Below are 18,792 nucleotides of genomic sequence, written 5' to 3'. Positions count from 1 at the left end.
TTTACGCTATGAAATTTTCTTTTAAAAATGATTATTCCGAAGGTGCGCATCCACAAGTGCTTCAAAAGCTTTTGGAACATAATATGACACAGCAAAATGGTTATGGATTGGATGAATATTGCGAAAATGCGAAACAAGTTTTACGCTCACAATGTGAAGCTCCCAAGTCTAATATATTTTTTGTTTCGGGTGGGACTTTAGCGAATCTTTTAGTTATTGGCGCAGCGTTAAAGCCGTATGAAAGCGTTATTTCCGCTTATACTGGACATATCAATACGAATGAAACGGGAGCAATTGAAAATACAGGACACAAAGTTCATGGCGTTTTGTCCGATGATGGAAAATTAAACCCAAGCGATATTCAACTAATTTTAGATGAGCATACCAATTTTCCGCATCAAGTACGACCAAAAATGGTTTATATTTCCAATTCTACGGAATTAGGAACCATTTATACGAAATCAGAATTGAAAGCTTTGTATTCGTTTTGCCAATCCAAAAATATGTTCCTATTTATGGATGGAGCGCGTCTAGGACATGCATTAACTGCGGAATCATCGGATTTGACATTGGCTGATATTGCTAAGTTAACTGATGCTTTTTACGTTGGAGGAACTAAAAACGGAGCTTTGTTTGGTGAAGCAATTATCATTACCAATCCAATTATTTCCCAAGATTTTGATTTTCATTTGAAACAAAATGGTGCTTTATTAGCTAAAGGTCGTGTTTTAGGTTTGCAGTTTTTGGCTTTATTTGAATCTGATTTATACTTTGAATTAGCTCGAAAAGCCAATCAGCAAGCGATGAAGGTAAAGCAAGCTTTTTTAGATTTGAATTTTGAATTGCTTTCTGATACAGCAACCAATCAGATTTTTCCCATTCTAAAAAATCAGGAAATTGAAGTCTTAGCGCAACAATTTGACTTTTATGTTTGGACGAAAATTAATGAAGAAAAGTCGGCAATACGTTTGATAACTTCTTGGGCAACACCAGAAGAGGAAGTCGATCGATTTATTGAGGTTTTAAAATCATTGAAATAAAAAAAATACAAGGCTATTCCGTTATCGAAATAGCCTTGTATGTTATTGTGATGAATTTTAGTTTGTCGATTTTTTAATCTCCGCTTTTACATCTTCAGCGGCATCTTTCGTCTTATCCCAAGCTTCATCTGCCCAGCTTTTGGTGTTTTCCCATGCTTGACCTGCTGCGTCTTTCGTGTCTTCCCAAGCGTCAGAAACGTTATTTTTTACCTGATCAAACCAACCTTCTTGCGTTGCTTCTTGGTTTTTAGCTTTTTGATCACGGATATAATCTTTTACTCTATCAGCATACTGATCAATTTTCCATTTTGCTTCATTTACTGCATTTTCTGCTTTATTGAAATCTGAATTGTCCATTTTTTTAAGGTTTTTGGGTTAAACTTTATCACTTTTGTACCCTAAAATTAGAGATTATTACTACCTTTCTAAAATATTAAGCGTTAAATAAATCTTAATATGCGAATTATATAAATTTTGATTTACAATTTTAAAAACATTTGAAAATGAACGAAATAGTACGTTGTGGATGGTGTGAAAAAGATGATTTGTATAGGGATTATCACGATTCTGAGTGGGGAAGTCCTGTATATGATGATGAAACTATTTTTGAGTTTTTGATTCTTGAAAGCTTTCAAGCAGGGCTAAGTTGGTATACGATTTTAAAGAAGCGCGATTCATTCCGTAAAGCGTTTGATAAATTCAATTATAAAAAGATTGCAAAATACGATGATCAAAAGATTGAAGCGTTAATGCAAGATGAAGGAATTGTCCGTAATCGATTAAAAGTTTTGGCGACGATTAACAATGCAAAAGCGTTTATCGAAGTTCAAAAAGAGTTCGGGAGTTTTTCAAAATACATGTGGGATTTTGTTGGTGGAAAGCCCATTGACAATAAACCGAATTCATTAAAGGATGTTCCTGCAACAACAGAAATTTCCGATCGTTGGGCTAAAGATTTGAAAAAACGAGGTTTTAAATTTTTGGGGCCAACCGTTGTTTATGCGCATATGCAAGCGACAGGGATGGTGAACGATCATATTTTAAATTGTCATACTCGAAAGTAGATTTTTTTTGATTGAGTTTCCACGAGTTTCGGGCGGCCAAAGGCCGCCCGAAACTCGTGGAAAAATATTTTTATTACTATTTTCCTAAGGAATAATTCGCTCCAAAACCCACTCAATCATCATTTTTTCTGATGCATGATGGTCAGAAGCAAATTCGCCTCTTCTTCGGTTAGCAATGACGCAGTTTACGGTTAATGCTTTGTGACCTAAAAGCTTTGAAAGTCCATAAATAGCTGATGTTTCCATTTCGAAATTACTTACGCCAAGATCATTCAATGTTTCTAAAAACTGATCATCCAGTGCCTTTAGACGCAATTGTCTTCCTTGCGGTGCATAGAAACCTGGAAAAGTCGCTGTGTTTCCGTGGTATTTTGCATCTTTATAATAAGGAGAGATTTCTTCTGCCCAATCCGAAAAATACAACATTGGCTTAATTTTCTCGTACGGGAATTTTTCTAGGAAATTCTTTGAAAACTCATTTTCAAACTGATAATCTTGGTAAAAATGTAGCAAACCATCTAGTCCAACAACATTTTGAGTAACTAACATATTATCTACTTGAATATCCGGATTTACACTTCCACACGTTCCCAAACGGAAAAGTTCAAGCGATGTATGATTGGTTTTGAATTCCTTTTCTTTTAAGTCAATATTCACCAAAGCATCCAATTCGTTCATTACGATATCGATGTTCTCAGTGCCAATTCCAGATGACATTACAGTGATTCGCTCACCGCGTAACATTCCGGTATGCGTGTAAAATTCACGTTTATTCTTTTTGATTTCAATAGAATCAAAATATTTCGAAACCCTCGAAACACGATCTGGATCGCCAACTAAAATGATTTTGTGGGCAATATCTTCGGGTAATAAATTCAAGTGATAGACACTTCCATCATCATTAAGAACCAGCTCAGAAGCTGCAAGTTTATTAAGCATATCGTCTAATTTTTATTTTTAAATTGTTTGAGAACTAGGTTAGCCGCCAACACGTTTGGTTTTGTAACCCATGTCTTTTAGGATTTTCATGATTTTATCTCTGTTGTCCCCTTGGATAATTATGGTTCCATCTTTTTCAGAACCACCAATTCCTAGGGTTGTCTTTATTTTTTTTGAGATAATTTTTAAGTCTTCATCGCTTCCTTCAAAACCTTCAATAAGGGTTACGGGCTTGCCATTGCGGCCTTTTTTTTCAAATTTACAAATCAAAGGTTCCTTTTGCTCGAATTTTTCTTCGGGCATCTCAAAATCCTGTTCTTCGTGTTCTGGGAAAAGATTTTTTAATTGATCTCGTAAATCCATAGTCTTGTATTGAAAGGCTAAAATTAAGCAATTCAAAAAAAATAAAGCCTAAAAATATCATCAAAAGTCTGTTGAAAATCCATTTTAGAATTTGTAAATTTGTTTGTTACAATTTAAAGCGAAGAAAATCAATGTCAAATAAAGCACTTTTAGCCATTTTAGATGGTTGGGGATTAGGTCCGAATCCTGAAGTTTCAGCAATAGCGCAAGCAAAAACTCCTTTTATAGATTCTTGTTATGAGAAATTCCCGCACACAACGCTTGAAGCGAGCGGTTTGGCTGTGGGTTTGCCTGCTGGACAGATGGGGAATTCGGAGGTTGGACACATGAATTTAGGTGCCGGAAGAGTAGTTTATCAAAATTTGGTTAAACTCAATATGGCGGTTGAAAACGGAAGTTTAGGAAAGGAAAAAGAAATCGTTGCTGCTTTTGAATACGCGATGAAAGAAAATGTTAATGTTCATTTCATTGGTTTGTGTTCTAATGGAGGGGTTCATTCCCATATTAACCATTTAAAAGGTTTGTTAACGGCGGCTCATGAATTCGGATTTAATGATCGCGTATATGTTCATGCATTTACAGACGGTCGCGACTGTGATCCGAAGTCTGGTAAAGGTTTTATTGAAGAATTGTTGATTCACATGGAGCATTCGGTTGGTAAATTAGCAACCGTTGTTGGAAGATATTATGCGATGGATCGTGATAAGCGTTGGGAGCGTGTGAAATTGGCGTATGATGTCATGGTTAATGGAGTAGGTGAAACTACTTTCAATGTTTTAGACGCGATTCAAAAGTCGTATGATGCTGATGTTACGGATGAATTTATTAAGCCAATTGTTTGTTTAAACGAAGGAAATAATCCTGTAGCAACCATTCAAAATGGAGATGTGGTGGTTTGTTTTAATTTTAGAACAGATCGTGGACGTGAAATTACAGAAGTCCTTACACAGCAAGATTTTCCAGAGTATGGAATGCAGAAATTAGATTTGTATTATGTGACTTTAACAAACTACGATAGTGAATTCAAAAAAGTTCATGTTGTATTTGATGAAGAAGTGTTGAGTCATACTTTGGGCGAAATTCTTGAAGCCAATGGGAAAACACAAATTCGTGTTGCAGAAACGGAGAAATATCCTCACGTAACTTTCTTTTTCTCGGGTGGACGGGAAGAACCTTTCGTTGGAGAAAGTAGAATTCTTTGTCCAAGTCCGAAAGACGTTGCAACCTACGATTTAAAACCTGAAATGGCGGCATACGATATTACCGAAAAGATTGTTCCAGAATTGGAAGCAGGAAAACCTGATTTTGTTGTTTTAAACTTTGCAAATACAGATATGGTTGGGCATACGGGCGTTTTTTCTGCAGCAGTAAAGGCAGCCGAAACGGTAGATCAATGCATTCAAAAAGTGGCGACAGCCGCTTATGAAAATGGATATACGGTATTTATTCTTGCCGATCATGGGAATTCTGATGTGATGATTAATCCTGATGGAAGTCCAAATACACAGCATTCTACGAATTTGGTTCCGTTAATTGTGATGGATAAAGAAAGAACTTGGCATTTAAAACCTGGTAAATTAGGAGATTTGGCGCCTTCGATTTTAGTTGCGATGGGTGTGGAAGTTCCTGAACAAATGTCAGGAAATGTAATTATTTCCTAGTGTTTATCGATACTTTAACGAAATAATAGTATTTTAGAGCCGAATTACTTTCGGCTTTTTTTAGTTTTACTAATATGCATTGCATTGTAATTTGTATTTTTGCCTTAACAATAAACAAACAGAATGAACTTATCCTTCACCAAACTTGAAGTCATGGAAACCATTGGTAAAAAAATGGACGAATACATTTCTTCATTTTTAACGCCAATTGAAAAGATTTGGCAACCATCAGACTTTTTACCCGATAGCTCAAAAGATTCTTTCGTTGAGGATCTTAATGAACTTCGTGAATTTGCGCACGAAATGCCATACGATTTATTTGTAACGCTTATTGGAGACTGTATTACAGAGGAAGCTCTACCAACATACGAATCTTGGATTATGGGTATTGATGGAGTGAATCAGCAAGAAAATAACAGTTGGTCAAAGTGGACTAGAAACTGGACAGCAGAAGAGAATAGACACGGAGATTTACTTGGAAAATATTTGTATTTGTGTGGTCGCGTCAACATGCGAGAAATGGAGATTACAACGCAATATTTGATTAGTGATGGTTTTGATATTGAAACCGGAAGTGATCCGTATCGTAATTTTGTATATACGAGTTTTCAAGAGACAGCAACCAATATTTCGCACCGTCGTGTAGGAACTTTGGCGAAGCAAAGTGGAAACAAAAAATTAGCTCAAATGTGTGGTGTTATCGCTGCTGATGAAGCACGTCACGCCAAAGCATATCAAACTTTTGTGAATGAAATTTTCCAAATGGATCCTTCCGAAATGATGAAGGCTTTCGAAGGAATGATGAAGAGCAAAATTGTTATGCCAGCACATTTAATGCGTGAATCAGGTCAGAAAGTTGGCGAATTGTGGCAGCATTTTTCGGATGCAGCTCAACGTTGCTCCGTTTATACTGCGCAAGATTATATCAATATTTTGAAGGATTTATTGGATACTTGGAAAATCGAATCGGTGACAGGACTGAATGATTCTGCAGAACGCGCAAGAGAATATTTATTGAAGCTACCAGACCGTTTGCAACGTATTACGGACAGAATTACAACTCCAGATACGTCGTATAATTTTAAATGGGTACGATCGTAAACGAAGATAAAAATTAAGATGGCTGAGAAATCAGCCATTTTTTGTGGATTTTAGTATCTTTGCATCCATTAAATTAATTTCCATGTTGAAAAGTAATAAAAAAATTGCTGTAGATTTTGACGGAACGATCGTAGATGATGCCTATCCGGGAATTGGGAAACCAAAAACGTTTGTTTTCGAAACTTTAAAACAACTTCAAGCTGAAGGTTATCGTTTGATTTTATGGACGTACCGTCACGGTCAAACCTTGCAAGATGCTGTTGAGTTTTGTCGTAAAAACGGAATTGAGTTTTACGCCGTAAACTCTAGTTTTGAAGGTGAAGTTTTTGATTCGGCAACACAATCTCGTAAGTTGGATGCAGATTTGTTTATTGACGACCGAAATCTAGGTGGTTTTCCAGGATGGGGAGAAATTTACAACATTATCAACGAGAAAATTGAATTTCGTGTTGAAGGAAGAGAGGTTTTGGCCTATTCCAAATTGAAAAAAGATAAAAAGAAAGGTTTGTTCTGGTAAGCAGAATATCTTCTTTAAAATTATACTAAATGATTCATTTAAAAACATTAGAAGAACTCTATTTGATGCGTGAAGCAGCGCAATTGGTTTCTAAAACCTTGGGTATGCTAGCGAAAGAAATCAAACCAGGAGTTACGACCAAATATTTAGACAAATTGGCTTATGACTACATTAAAGATCATGGAGCCGAACCTGCTTTTTTAGGATACGGAGGTTTTCCAAACACTTTATGTATGTCGCCTAACGAGCAAGTTGTACACGGTTTTCCAACGGATGTTCCCTTAGAAGATGGAGAAATTATTTCGGTGGATTGCGGAACTTTCCTGAACGGTTTAGTTGGAGATCACGCTTATACATTTGAGGTTGGAGAAGTTGCTCCTGAAACAAAAAAATTATTAAAAATCACCAAAGAATCTTTGTACAAAGGAATCGAACAATGTGTTCGTGGAAAGCGAGTAGGAGATATTTCTAATGCCATCCAAACCTATTGCGAAAACGAAGGCTATGGTGTCGTTCGTGAGTTGGTCGGGCATGGAGTTGGTAGAACAATGCATGAAGATCCTCAAGTTCCGAATTACGGAAGAAAAGGAAGCGGAAAAGTTTTAAAAGACGGAATTACCCTTGCGATTGAACCGATGGTGAATTTAGGAACCGAAAAAGTAGAGTTCCATAAAGATGGTTGGACAGTAACGACTTTAGATAAGAAGCCTTCTGCACATTTTGAGCATGATGTGACGATTATCAACGGGAAACCGGTCTTGCTTTCGACGTTCCAATATATTTACGATGCATTGGGAATTGTAAGTGACGAAGAAAAAGCCTTCCAATACGATTGGTAATACACGTATTTAGTGAAAAAGCTTTCTAAAATATTACTCAATACTTTACCGAGACCTGTTCTCATTCAATTGAGTATTGCGGCTCGTCCGTTAATTTATCAATTTTTCAAGGGTGATAAGTTCCTTGATCCGATTGATGGAAAAGGTTACCGCAAATTTTTGCCATACGGATACGGAAAACAAAGAGAAAATGCACTTTCTCCAGGAACGTTATCTTTGGAAAGGCATCGTCAGATGTGGTTGTATTTGCAAAACGAAACCGAATTCTTTTCAAAAAAAATAAAAGTTCTTCATATTGCTCCTGAACAAGAGTTTTTAAGGAAATTTAAAAAAATGAAGAATTTGGACTACACGTCTGCCGATTTATTTTCGCCAATTGTGGATGTCAAAGCAGATATTTTGGATCTTCCTTTTGAAAATGAATCGTTTGATGTGGTTATTTGCAACCATGTTTTAGAGCATATTCAAGACGATACAAAAGCGATGTCCGAGTTGTATCGTGTGATGAAAAAAGGTGGATGGGGAATTGTTCAGGTTCCGATGAAAATTTCATTGGAAAAAACCTACGAGGATTTCACAATTACCGATCCAAAAGAGCGTCAAAAGCATTTCGGACAGTACGATCATGTTCGTTGGTATGGAATGGATTATTTTGATCGTTTGAAGAGTGTAGGCTTTGAAGTCGATGCTAATTTTTATTCACAGAAATTCTCAGACGAAGAAATTCGAAAGTATGGATTGAATAAAAATGAAATTTTACCTCTGATCTTTAAAAACTGACAAATTATTTTATAAATTTGTTTGGAAATAAACAAAAAATCGAGTGCGAGATTCTTTCCGCACTCTTTTTTTGTGCTAAAAAATGAAGTATGCTAAACGATCAGAAGAAAGAACAATTTCGGCAAGTTGTAGAAAACAAATTCCAAATTTACAATGCGCTTTTCATGAGCTTGCCTTATGATAAAATGACTAACATTGGGATGTTGCTCCCGTTTCTTACCGAGGAAAGTCGGGTGGGATATGAAGAAGAAAAAACGCCTTTGGCTATTGTAGAAACCTTTTTTAAAAATCATACCGACCTGAAAACCGACGAGCAAAAGATTGATCTTTTGTTTAAAATAATTCAGTACATCGAAAGACAAGTCGTTCTTTTTGATTCTATTGAAGACGCGGCTTTTCCGCAACTTCATTCGGATAGTGACAACGGAACCTTGATGAATTTGCATGAAAGAACGATGCAAGAACATCAGTTAGAAAAGGTTCGTGAGAAATTGCAGCATTTTGCAGTGAAAATGGTGTTTACAGCGCATCCAACGCAGTTTTATCCGTCTTCTGTTCAGCATATTATCCATGATTTGCGACAAGCGGTTCTTAATGATTCGATTTCTGATATTGATGTTTTGTTGCAGCAATTAGGGAAAACGCCGTTCGTCAATAAAGAAAAACCAACTCCTTTTGACGAGGCATTGAGCATTATTTATTACTTGCGTTATGTTTATTATGACACAATTGGTGAGTTGTACACGAAAATCAACACCATGTTTGGTGATGGGAAAACGCATATTCATGAAGATGTTTTTCAACTGGGATTCTGGCCTGGAGGAGATCGTGACGGAAATCCATTTGTGACGGCCGATGTCACCCGTTCTGTCGCTCAAGAATTGCGTTCGTCGATTATTAAAGAATATTACGCGCATTTGAAAGAAATTCGTCGTAGAATGAGTTTTCGAGGTGTTGCAGAAGTTCTTACCGAGCTTAATGACCATATTTATCAAGCGATGTTTGATAATTTACATTTGGACTCTGAAATCATTTTGAACAAGATTAGTGAAGCGGAAAAAATTCTTGTTGAAGAACATAATTCCTTGTTTATCGACTTGTTACATGAATTCCGAGATCGAGTGAAAATTTTCGGAACTCACTTCGCGACTTTGGATATTCGTCAAGATAGTCGTGTGCATCAATCGGTTATTGATGAAATTTTTGAAGCTGAATTTCCAAATACAACGGCTTCAAATGATGAAAAATTTGAAAAATTAATTCAAGCTAAAACACATTTACCATTTGATACGTATTCTGAAACGACTCAAGATACACTGAAAAATATTGTTCAAATAAAAGACATTCAGAAAACGAATGGTGAGCGTGGAATGTATCGCTACATTATTTCTAATTCGAGTGAAGTGAAAGACGTATTGAATGTTTTGGCTTTGTTTAAAGTTGCTGGCTATCAAGATGACGAAATCAAGATGGACATTATTCCTCTTTTTGAAACGATGGAAGGTCTTGATCAAGCGGAGGAAGTGATGCGAAATTTGTATCAAAATCCGCTATACATCGATCATTTGGCTCGCCGTAAGAAAAATCAAACCATCATGTTAGGTTTTTCTGATGGAACGAAAGATGGTGGTTATCTGAAAGCGAATTGGGAAATTTATACAACGAAAGAGCGATTAACTTCGGTTTCGGAAGAAAATGGAATTAGCGTTATTTTCTTTGATGGTCGTGGCGGACCACCAGCTCGTGGTGGTGGAAAAACACACGACTTCTACGCATCACAGGGAAATACGATTGCAAATAATAAAATTGAATTAACCATTCAAGGACAAACGATTACCAGCGTTTATGGAAATGTGGATCAAGCGAAATATAATTTTGAGCAACTTTTGACTGCGGGAATTGAAACCGCGGTTTTCTACAGTGCTAAAAATGAGCTTTGTAAAAAGAATCGAGCGTTAATTGAAGAATTGGCGGAGATTAGTTATAAAAAATATTCAGATTTGAAGGCGCATCCAATGTTTGTTCCGTATTTACAGGAGATGAGCACGCTTCCGTATTACGGGAAAACCAATATTGGAAGTCGTCCTTCCAAACGTGGTGGTGATGATCAACTTAAGTTTGAAGATTTACGAGCGATTCCTTTTGTCGGTTCGTGGTCACAATTGAAGCAAAATGTGCCAGGTTTTTATGGCTTTGGTTTCGCTTTGAATCAATTGAAAGAAGAAGGTCGTTTTGATGATTTGAAAGCTTTGTTTAGAGAATCTGCGTTTTTCAAAACCTTAGTTCTGAACTCGATGATGAGTATGAATAAAACCTATTTTCCGTTGACTTCGTACATGAAATCCAACGCTCGTTTTGGCGCATTTTGGAATGTCCTTCATGATGAATTTGAACTATCGAAAAGCATTATGTTGGAATTGACGGGCTATACAATGCTTCAACAAGATGAACCCATGTCACGTAAATCCGTGAAAATTCGCGAAAAAATTGTTCTTCCATTATTGACGATTCAGCAATATGCGTTGATGAAAATTCAACAAGAAGACGAACTCAAAGATGTTTACGAAAAACTCGTTATTCGTTCCTTATTCGGAAATATTAATGCAGGTAGAAACTCGGCTTAAGTACAATTTTTATACAATAATTATACTAGAACCTTCAGTTGCTTTGAAGGTTCTTTTTTTATTCTTTGATTAGTTTTTCAATAGAAGTTCCTTTTTCCGATTGAATTTTTATATGATAAATTCCTTTGGAAAAACTTTCTAATGAATAGGATTCTTGATTTGGAAATGATTTGACTAGTCGTCCAGAACTATCATAAACTTCAACATTCAGAATTTTAAAATTGGTTTGAATTTTAAAGCTCGATTTCACTGGATTTGGAGCGATTTTTACATCATTCTTAAATGGATTTTCGTGAGTAGCTAAAACGCTTTGATACGCCGCATAAAAATTGACAATTCCATTTCCTAATTGATCTGTTGTTGACGGGTATAACGAAGCGGTTTTCCGAATTTTATCTTGTAATTCATCTATCTTTTGATTGGGTGAAGCTTGAATCAAACAAGCAAAACCGCCAGCGACCAACGGTGTTGCGAATGAAGTTCCGTTTCCACTAAAATACGAATTATCGATGGTTAAATAGGTTGCTGTACCACGTGCGCTTCCATCAGGTTTTGTTACACCATCGGCATTGGGACCAAACGATGAAAAAACCGATGGATTTCCCGAAACATCAACGCCTCCAACGCTAAAAACTTGTGGAACATCCGAAGGCGAAACCAAGTAATGCCAAGTCTTATTGCCTTCATTTCCGATGGCATTGGCTACTAAAATTCCTTTATCGGTGGCGATTTTTGCACCGCGAGCGATAAACGATGTTTTACCATTCATTGAAGAATAAGTATAGTCGTAACGAGGATCATCAAAACCATTGGCGTAGCCTAATGACGACGAAATAACATCAACGCCAGAGCGATCCGCTTGTTCTGCAGCTTCAATCCAATACAACTCTTCCGCTGGAATTTCTTGATCATTAACTTCGGTGACATACAAGTAGTAATCGGCATCGGGAGCACTTCCTACGAAGGTGTTTTCAATAGAACCCGCTAAAATTCCTAGACATGCTGTTCCATGAGCATTTAAATTTGGATCATAAACATTAGAAGATCGAGAAACGAAATTATAGGTTTCTTTGATTTGATTTTGATTTCGAATTTTAGCAAATGTACTTCCTGTATCTACCGTTGGAAAACCAACGTCAATAACGGCAATTCGAACGTTTTTTCCTGTATAACCTAAGTCATGCAAGGCTTTGATATTAATTTGCTCCAATTGACTTTGTGTAACTCCATAATTTAAATTTTTATTCGCTTTTGAGTTTTCAAATTTCGATTTCGTTTTTTGAATTGCATTTTTTGCTGCTTGATTTTTCACAAAAGATTCAACGTGATCTACAAAAGCAAGGTTTTGAATTTGAGCCAGTTGCGAAGTGTTAATTTCTAGTCCAACACCGTTTAACCACTTTGATTGAGCGGTAATTGTAAAACCTAATTGCTGCAATGAAGTAACGTAAGACTTCTCCAAAGGTGCATCCGAATCGGCTAGGGGAATGTTCATTTTTGCCCTTCTATCCAAAGAAAATTGACTTAATTCAGCAGATGGATTGGCGTAAAACTGCGCTTTGTTTGGTTTATCTTTAAAAAATAAAAAAATAAATTCGTTTTGTGCTTTCAGATTCGTAAAAAAGGAAAGAATACAGAAGATGTAGATTGTTTTCATGTGTTTTTTACTTTAGAATTTCATTGAATAAAATTAGAGATTCCCGATTGAAAACACTAAATTTACGACACAAATTTTTTTTATGAAGAAAATTCAAATGGTTGACTTACAGAGTCAATATTACAAGATAAAAAATGATGTAGATAATGCGGTTCTTAATGTGATGGATTCTGCAGCATTTATCAACGGTCCCGAGGTAAAATTGTTTCAAAAAGAATTAGAAGAATATCAAGATGTAAAGCATGTTATTCCTTGTGCAAACGGAACGGATGCGTTGCAAATTGCGTTAATGGCGTTGGATTTAAAAGAAGGTGATGAAATTATTACGGCAGATTTCACTTTTGCAGCAACCGTTGAAGTGATCCATTTATTGAAACTGAAATCTGTTTTAGTTGATGTTGATTACAACACATTTACGATTGATACCGATAAATTAAAAGCAGCAATAACGGATAAAACAAAAGCGATTATTCCGGTTCATTTGTTTGGACAGTGCGCCAACATGGAGGAAATTCTAAAAATCGCGAAAGAACATAATCTGTACGTTATTGAAGATAATGCCCAAGCTATTGGTGCAGAATATACGTTTGCTAATGGTGAAGTGAAAAAGTCTGGAACGATGGGAACTATTGGTACCACGTCGTTTTTTCCTTCGAAAAATTTAGGATGTTATGGTGATGGTGGTGCTATTTTCACCAATGATGATGAAATTGTGCATCGTATTCGCGGAATTGTAAACCACGGAATGTATGAGCGTTATTATCATGATGAAGTTGGTGTGAATTCCCGCTTGGATAGCGTACAAGCTGCCGTTCTTAGAAAGAAACTACCACAATTGGATTTGTATAATGAAGCGAGAAGAAAAGCTGCCGATTTCTATGATGAAGCTTTTCAAGAGCATCCACATATTTTAGTTCCGGTTCGTGATCCGAATTCAACACACGTTTTTCATCAATATACCTTGAGAATTTTGAATGGAAAACGAAATGAATTGCAAGCTTTTTTAGCAGATAAAGAAGTTCCGGCAATGATTTATTATCCAGTGGCATTGAGAAAGCAAAAAGCGTATTACCAAGAAAGCAACGATGCCGATTTTGTGAATACAGACAAGCTTTTAACAGAAGTAATTTCATTACCAATGCATACCGAATTGGACGAAGAGCAGCTGACGTACATTACCGAAGCCGTTTTAGAATTCATGAATTCTTAATAAAATAAAACTTGAGCTATTCAGATTTGGATAGCTTTTTAAATATAAAAAAGACAATGACGATATTAGTAACTGGCGGATTAGGTTATATTGGTTCGCATACTGTGGTAGAATTATTGAATGCGAATTTCAACGTGGTGATCGTAGATGATCTTTCCAATTCGGAGAAATTTATTCTACAAAATATTGAAGAAATTACGGGTAAGAAACCGATTTTCTATCCTTTTGATTTGAAAAGAAAAGAATTGTTGAATCAAGTTTTTGATGCGCATGATATTCAAGGTTGCATTAATTTCGCGGCGTTTAAGGCAGTTGGAGAAAGTCAAGAAAAGCCAATTGATTATTACGAAAACAATTTATTTTCGTTGATTAATATTCTTCAAGAATTCAAACAAAGAAATATTTCAAATTTCATTTTTTCTTCTTCATGTACAGTTTATGGACAAGCGGATGAAATGCCAATTGATGAGAATACGCCTCTGAAAATGCCGGAAAGTGTTTACGGAAAAACAAAACAAATGGGCGAGGAGATTTTAAAAGATTTCGCACTTGGACATGAAAAGAAAATTTGTTTATTACGTTATTTCAATCCAATTGGAGCACATCCAACAGCTTTGTTGGGCGAATTACCTATCGGTATTCCTAATAATTTAGTTCCGTATGTGACGCAAACGGCGGCAGGAATTCGTGAAAAACTAAACATTTGGGGTGACGATTATCCAACGAATGATGGAACGGCGGTTCGTGATTATATTTATGTGGTTGATTTAGCGAAAGCACACGTAAAAGCGTTGCAGAAATTAATGGCTGAAACGGAATCTACCGTTATTGATATTTATAATTTGGGAACGGGGCAAGGTTCATCAGTTTTAGAAGTTGTACAAGCTTTTGAATCGGCGAATGATGTTCAAGTTCCGTATCAAATCTGTGAGCGTCGCGCTGGTGATATCACGATTGCGTATGCGAATGCAGATAAAGCCGAAAGAGAATTAAATTGGAAGTCGGAAACAACCTTGGAAGAAGCGTTGAGAACGACTTGGCAATGGCAAAAGTATTTGGAATCGAGAGCAAATTAATCTCGACGTATTGAAACAGAAAGCGAGGTGGAATTTCCACCTCGCTTTTTGTTTTATTTTGAATTTAATCGCTGATCGACTAAGATAATATCTTGTGGTTTCAGCTGATACGTAATCGGTTGTTTCGCTCGGAAAATGATTTGCATTAACTCCGTATTTCCTTCCAATTGGGGTTGGTCACCCAAGTTCACAAACGTCGGATACAAAGCTTTTTTACCATTAGAGTGAAGTCGATCGTTGGTTAAGTTTTCCATATTTTTCATTCCCAATGGTTTTACTTGTACGTATTCCAATTCGGTTTGGTTGTATGGAATTGCAAAACTCAACGCATTCACATCTTTGAAATCCTTCGAAGAAACGGTAATTGTTACTAAATCTCCCGTTTGATATTTCGTTTTATCTGATTTGAAATCTAAACTTCCTTCCAAATCTGTTTCTTCCAAATTCGTAATTCCACCTTCCAATTGTGTGGTAACTTGGCTGATGTCATAAGCGTCAATCAATCCATTTTTATTGACATCACCATTGCTTACATAACCTTCAAAATCGGCATCACCAGCTCTCAAACCAGTATAGTTCGTGTAGGAAGTAAGGTCGTTACTGTCAATTTTCTTATCGTTGTTGATGTCTCCAGGATAAACAGACTCGGTTCCAGGAACTTTGAAAATGTATAATTCACGCCCCGTTCCGAAGTTTCCAATACTTTCAGCAACTTCAATTTTCATGTAACGAGCGGTGATTTTTTGTCCAAAAACAAGCTCTTTTACTTCGGAATTATTTTCCCATTTGAAATCAGAAATTTCCTTCCATGTTTTCTTATCGGTGCTTGCAAAGATTTTTCCTTTCAAGATAATTCCGTTTTTACCATCCGTTCTCGGTAAATACTGAATTTTATCAAGTTGGTTTACTGATTTTAAATCAATAACCACATCAAACGGAACTTTCTTCACCGCGTATTTCGTATGCCATATACTTCCTTCGTCACCATCAAATAATTTCGAAATTGGGAATCCACTTTGGTCGCCATATGTTGTTTCCGCAGTTGCTCCTTTTATTGCAAATTGTAATGGATCGGTTTTCGTTTTGGCTTTTACACTTATCCAATCGGAAGTATTTTCTTTGTTCACGGCACGAACTTTCACTTCGTAATCCATACTTGGCGATAATCCGTCTATTAGATATTCTGAATCTTTGATTGTTGAATACAGCATGTTTTCAAATTCAACTTCGTAGTAATCGGCGTTATCTACCGATTTCCAAGTTGGTTTAACGGTATAAGCGGTTGTGTTTTCAGGTTTAATTTCAGCAGAATTAAAACTTGCTAAACTTCCCGTTTTTACTTGAAGTGGTGTTTTAGAGTTTAACTGAAACCCTTTGATTTCGACATCAATTGTATTCTTCTTTGTGTCCGTTTTTGGAAGTTTAATAACCAATTCGGACGGTAAAGTCAATTTTTTCTTTGCGAATTCTGTATTTGCGGTTGCAAATCGATTGAATTCGGGTTCAGAATTAAAGAAATATCCTTGATCTACTTTTTCTAATTCAGCAAGCGATTTTACTTCCGTAAGTTTTACTTTTTTACGATTGATTTTCGCACTTACTTTTTCTGGTTTTTGAGACGTTTTGATTCTCAGTTCTGTAGCTTTTTCAACAACCATTCCTTTAAAATGACCTTCCGTTTTGTTGATTGCAATTTTTACTGAATTTTTAGAATCTTCAACATCAACTTTTGTTTTTGCTCCTTTACCATTCAAGTATTCTTGCGTTGTTCCATCATCATCATATTCTGTAAAAGTTGATTTTCCAGATGGATAAATCTCATAAATTCGACGTGTCTTATCAATTTGAGATGGATTATTATTGGGATTCGTTAGCGGAATAATCGCTCCCAATTTCACGAAAACAGGAAGTTTCCAAAGTGGCGCATTAATATTGTTGATGATTTTGTTACCCTCGTAAATTTCTCCTGAAAAATAATCCATCCATTTTCCTTTCGGTAAATAGATTTGATTTCGAATATCGTTTCCTTCTTTATCAGCCTTTGTTTCTTGATAAATTGGTGCTACCAAAATATTTGGTCCATACATAAATTGGTATTGGGTTTTCTTACCCAATGTGTACGGATTTTGCTCTTCTGTGAACATCGCACGAATCACGGGAAGACCATCAACAGACTCTTTCGCAATAGAGTAGGCATACGGAACCAACTCGGATTTCCACTTCAAATAATTTCTATTGATGGAAGTTGCTGGTTCGTCCAATGCTTGCGGATATTTCGGATTACTTCCCCAGCCATCCATATTTAATTGTATTGGTGTAAAGGCTTTCCATTGGAAATCTCGAACATTGACTGCTACATTTTTTCCACCGAAAATACCATCTACATCGGAAGTGATATTGGGTTGACCTGACAACCCACTTCCGATATACGTCGGAATGTGGAAACGAATATACTCCCAAACTCCACCCGTTTGGTCACCACTCCAAATCCCTGCATAACGCTGCGTTCCAGCCCATCCATCCAAAGAAATAATGAATGGTCTTGCATTATTCCCGTGTTTCGTCATGATTTGAGCAACGTCAGTAATACCATTCAAACCAAAAGAGTAACCTGGCCCAACCCACGCAACATCGGTTTTTAGAACACGAACGCCAGCTTCACCAACTTCTTTTACGATATCACGCTGCAATAAAGCGCTTACACCTTCTTTTGGATGCAAATCAGATTGCGTCCACAAACCAATTTCAACTCCATTTTTCTTGGCGTATTCGCCAAAAGTTTTCAGGTTTTTAATATTTCCATCTAGAGTTTCTTCTTGTCCATAACCTGCACCATAACCGTCATTTGGAAGAATCCAACCTAATGGCATATCGTGTTTATTATAGCGGTCAATTACAGCTCTTGCAGAAAATTGATAGTTGTTTTTTTCTCCATTTAAGGATTCTTTGATTCCTGTTTGATCTTTTTGACTTTCCTTATATTTTTTACCATCTTCAAATAAGATTCCTTTTTCGTCTTCTTTCCAATAATCACGATTGTAGGCATTAAGATGTCCTTCGTACAAACTCATTTTTGGTAACAAAACAGGATTTCCTGTTAATTGATAAAAATCGTTCAAAAGCGGGACAACTCCGTCATTGACCATGATAAAGAAATCAGCATAATTATCATCATGGCTAATTTTTACTTTCTTAGAATTCTGAGTTCCGAAATCGTATTTCCCTTTTTTGAAGGTGTACCACATCAAGCCATACCCATTGGTTGACCAATAAAATGGAGTAGGTGAGGCAACACCACCATCCGTCCACGAATTTTGATTTTCAATGGCAATCGTTTTTCCTTTATGTGAGAAGCGGCCGTTTTGAACGCCACCTCCGAAGAAATATTCATTTGGATTTTCTTTGAAAGTAACGGTTGTTCTACCTTTTTCAAATTTTAAAGGCTCAACAGATTCTAGAATAACTTTATTCCTTTTCAAATCCGTAACAATAAACGTTGCTGCCGATTTATTAAACTGAATAGAAATGGCTTCTGAGGCGATAACTAACGAGTTTCCATCTTCTTTTATTTGAATTTTTCCGGGATTCTTTCTTGGCTGATTAACCAAAATCTGTGCTTCTGGCTTTGCTGCAGGATTTCGAAGTCCTAATTCAGAATTTGGATCTTGAAACATTCTGAAAATTCCTTTTCCATAAAAATCCACAAGCATTTTCTTGGAATCTGAAAATTGAACTTCAACTAGGGTTTCGTTAAGCATCTTTGCTGATGTGATAGATGCTGTTTTGGTATTGGATTGCGGCGCAATGGTCGTTGTTTGCGAGCTCGCATAATTGGAAGCCAAAGCGCTTGCAGAAAGTACAAGAGCGAGTTGCCCAATAAGGAACAATGATTTTTTCATGAAAATTTTCGGTTGACTGTGA

Annotated in this window: 15 protein-coding genes; 10 read left to right on the top strand and 5 right to left on the bottom strand. The window is 36.4% G+C overall.

Translation table 11 applies throughout. The annotated features are described in order from the left end of the window. Positions 1-8 precede the first annotated feature (8 nt). Complete coding sequence (locus AC5XHR_RS01605) at positions 9-1,040, top strand: threonine aldolase family protein (RefSeq protein ID WP_495949026.1); 1,032 nt, start codon at positions 9-11, stop codon at positions 1,038-1,040. A 57-nt stretch (positions 1,041-1,097) separates the two neighbouring features. On the opposite strand, the gene AC5XHR_RS01600 is transcribed toward AC5XHR_RS01605, so the two are convergent. After that, complete coding sequence (locus tag AC5XHR_RS01600; protein ID WP_495949025.1) at positions 1,098-1,397, bottom strand: hypothetical protein; 300 nt, start codon at positions 1,395-1,397, stop codon at positions 1,098-1,100. Between the two features lie 146 nt (positions 1,398-1,543). Here AC5XHR_RS01600 and AC5XHR_RS01595 point away from each other — a divergent pair, with 146 nt between their 5' ends. Next, the gene (locus AC5XHR_RS01595) at positions 1,544-2,104 is read left to right on the top strand and encodes a DNA-3-methyladenine glycosylase I (protein ID WP_495949024.1); all 561 of its coding nucleotides are present in this window, start codon (positions 1,544-1,546) and stop codon (positions 2,102-2,104) included. A gap of 84 nt (positions 2,105-2,188) precedes the next feature. Here AC5XHR_RS01595 and AC5XHR_RS01590 read toward each other — a convergent pair whose 3' ends face one another. Continuing rightward, positions 2,189-3,043, bottom strand: coding sequence for a nucleoside phosphorylase (locus AC5XHR_RS01590; protein WP_495949023.1), 855 nt, complete (start codon positions 3,041-3,043; stop codon positions 2,189-2,191). Positions 3,044-3,082: 39 nt separating this feature from the next. Further along, on the bottom strand, positions 3,083-3,406 hold the full coding sequence (locus AC5XHR_RS01585) for a translation initiation factor (protein ID WP_495949022.1): 324 nt from the start codon (positions 3,404-3,406) through the stop codon (positions 3,083-3,085). Between the two features lie 131 nt (positions 3,407-3,537). Between AC5XHR_RS01585 and gpmI the strand changes: the two genes are divergently transcribed. The 6 genes from gpmI (at position 3,538) to AC5XHR_RS01555 (ending at position 10,928) form a co-directional block, all read left to right on the top strand. Next, entirely contained in the window at positions 3,538-5,067 is a 1,530-nt protein-coding gene (gene gpmI, locus AC5XHR_RS01580) for a 2,3-bisphosphoglycerate-independent phosphoglycerate mutase (protein WP_495949021.1), read from the top strand. Positions 5,068-5,190: 123 nt separating this feature from the next. Next, positions 5,191-6,168, top strand: a complete 978-nt coding sequence (locus tag AC5XHR_RS01575) for an acyl-ACP desaturase (protein WP_495949020.1) — start codon at positions 5,191-5,193, stop codon at positions 6,166-6,168. Positions 6,169-6,253: 85 nt separating this feature from the next. After that, positions 6,254-6,685, top strand: a complete 432-nt coding sequence (locus AC5XHR_RS01570; RefSeq protein ID WP_495949703.1) for a BT0820 family HAD-type phosphatase — start codon at positions 6,254-6,256, stop codon at positions 6,683-6,685. 29 nt (positions 6,686-6,714) lie between these two features. Continuing rightward, on the top strand, positions 6,715-7,524 hold the full coding sequence (gene map, locus AC5XHR_RS01565; protein WP_495949019.1) for a type I methionyl aminopeptidase: 810 nt from the start codon (positions 6,715-6,717) through the stop codon (positions 7,522-7,524). A gap of 12 nt (positions 7,525-7,536) precedes the next feature. Continuing rightward, the gene (locus AC5XHR_RS01560; protein WP_495949018.1) at positions 7,537-8,304 is read left to right on the top strand and encodes a class I SAM-dependent methyltransferase; all 768 of its coding nucleotides are present in this window, start codon (positions 7,537-7,539) and stop codon (positions 8,302-8,304) included. A gap of 89 nt (positions 8,305-8,393) precedes the next feature. Further along, entirely contained in the window at positions 8,394-10,928 is a 2,535-nt protein-coding gene (locus AC5XHR_RS01555) for a phosphoenolpyruvate carboxylase (protein ID WP_495949017.1), read from the top strand. Between the two features lie 58 nt (positions 10,929-10,986). Here AC5XHR_RS01555 and AC5XHR_RS01550 read toward each other — a convergent pair whose 3' ends face one another. After that, a complete protein-coding gene (locus AC5XHR_RS01550; protein ID WP_495949016.1) occupies positions 10,987-12,585 on the bottom strand; it encodes a S8 family peptidase in 1,599 nt (532 codons plus the stop codon). 82 nt (positions 12,586-12,667) lie between these two features. Between AC5XHR_RS01550 and AC5XHR_RS01545 the strand changes: the two genes are divergently transcribed. Then, a complete protein-coding gene (locus tag AC5XHR_RS01545) occupies positions 12,668-13,795 on the top strand; it encodes a DegT/DnrJ/EryC1/StrS family aminotransferase (RefSeq protein ID WP_495949015.1) in 1,128 nt (375 codons plus the stop codon). Between the two features lie 56 nt (positions 13,796-13,851). After that, the gene (gene galE, locus AC5XHR_RS01540; RefSeq protein ID WP_495949014.1) at positions 13,852-14,871 is read left to right on the top strand and encodes a UDP-glucose 4-epimerase GalE; all 1,020 of its coding nucleotides are present in this window, start codon (positions 13,852-13,854) and stop codon (positions 14,869-14,871) included. A gap of 53 nt (positions 14,872-14,924) precedes the next feature. Here the strand turns inward: galE and AC5XHR_RS01535 are convergent, their stop codons facing one another. Further along, a complete protein-coding gene (locus AC5XHR_RS01535; protein ID WP_495949013.1) occupies positions 14,925-18,770 on the bottom strand; it encodes a TIM-barrel domain-containing protein in 3,846 nt (1,281 codons plus the stop codon). Positions 18,771-18,792 lie beyond the last annotated feature (22 nt).

Source organism: Kaistella sp. CFF1-2, from assembly GCF_059509915.1.
Note: the sequence above shows the minus strand (reverse complement) of the source record. Positions and strands in the feature narration are given on the sequence as shown.

Excerpts from the sequence above, each read along its gene's own strand:
- AC5XHR_RS01605 (WP_495949026.1), top strand. The coding sequence starts at position 9 with ATGAAATTTTCTTTTAAAAATGATTATTCCGAAGGTGCGCATCCACAA.
- AC5XHR_RS01600 (WP_495949025.1), bottom strand. The coding sequence starts at position 1,397 with ATGGACAATTCAGATTTCAATAAAGCAGAAAATGCAGTAAATGAAGCA.
- AC5XHR_RS01595 (WP_495949024.1), top strand. The coding sequence starts at position 1,544 with ATGAACGAAATAGTACGTTGTGGATGGTGTGAAAAAGATGATTTGTAT.
- AC5XHR_RS01590 (WP_495949023.1), bottom strand. The coding sequence starts at position 3,043 with ATGCTTAATAAACTTGCAGCTTCTGAGCTGGTTCTTAATGATGATGGA.
- AC5XHR_RS01585 (WP_495949022.1), bottom strand. The coding sequence starts at position 3,406 with ATGGATTTACGAGATCAATTAAAAAATCTTTTCCCAGAACACGAAGAA.
- gpmI (WP_495949021.1), top strand. The coding sequence starts at position 3,538 with ATGTCAAATAAAGCACTTTTAGCCATTTTAGATGGTTGGGGATTAGGT.
- AC5XHR_RS01575 (WP_495949020.1), top strand. The coding sequence starts at position 5,191 with ATGAACTTATCCTTCACCAAACTTGAAGTCATGGAAACCATTGGTAAA.
- map (WP_495949019.1), top strand. The coding sequence starts at position 6,715 with ATGATTCATTTAAAAACATTAGAAGAACTCTATTTGATGCGTGAAGCA.
- AC5XHR_RS01555 (WP_495949017.1), top strand. The coding sequence starts at position 8,394 with ATGCTAAACGATCAGAAGAAAGAACAATTTCGGCAAGTTGTAGAAAAC.
- AC5XHR_RS01550 (WP_495949016.1), bottom strand. The coding sequence starts at position 12,585 with ATGAAAACAATCTACATCTTCTGTATTCTTTCCTTTTTTACGAATCTG.
- AC5XHR_RS01545 (WP_495949015.1), top strand. The coding sequence starts at position 12,668 with ATGAAGAAAATTCAAATGGTTGACTTACAGAGTCAATATTACAAGATA.
- galE (WP_495949014.1), top strand. The coding sequence starts at position 13,852 with ATGACGATATTAGTAACTGGCGGATTAGGTTATATTGGTTCGCATACT.
- AC5XHR_RS01535 (WP_495949013.1), bottom strand. The coding sequence starts at position 18,770 with ATGAAAAAATCATTGTTCCTTATTGGGCAACTCGCTCTTGTACTTTCT.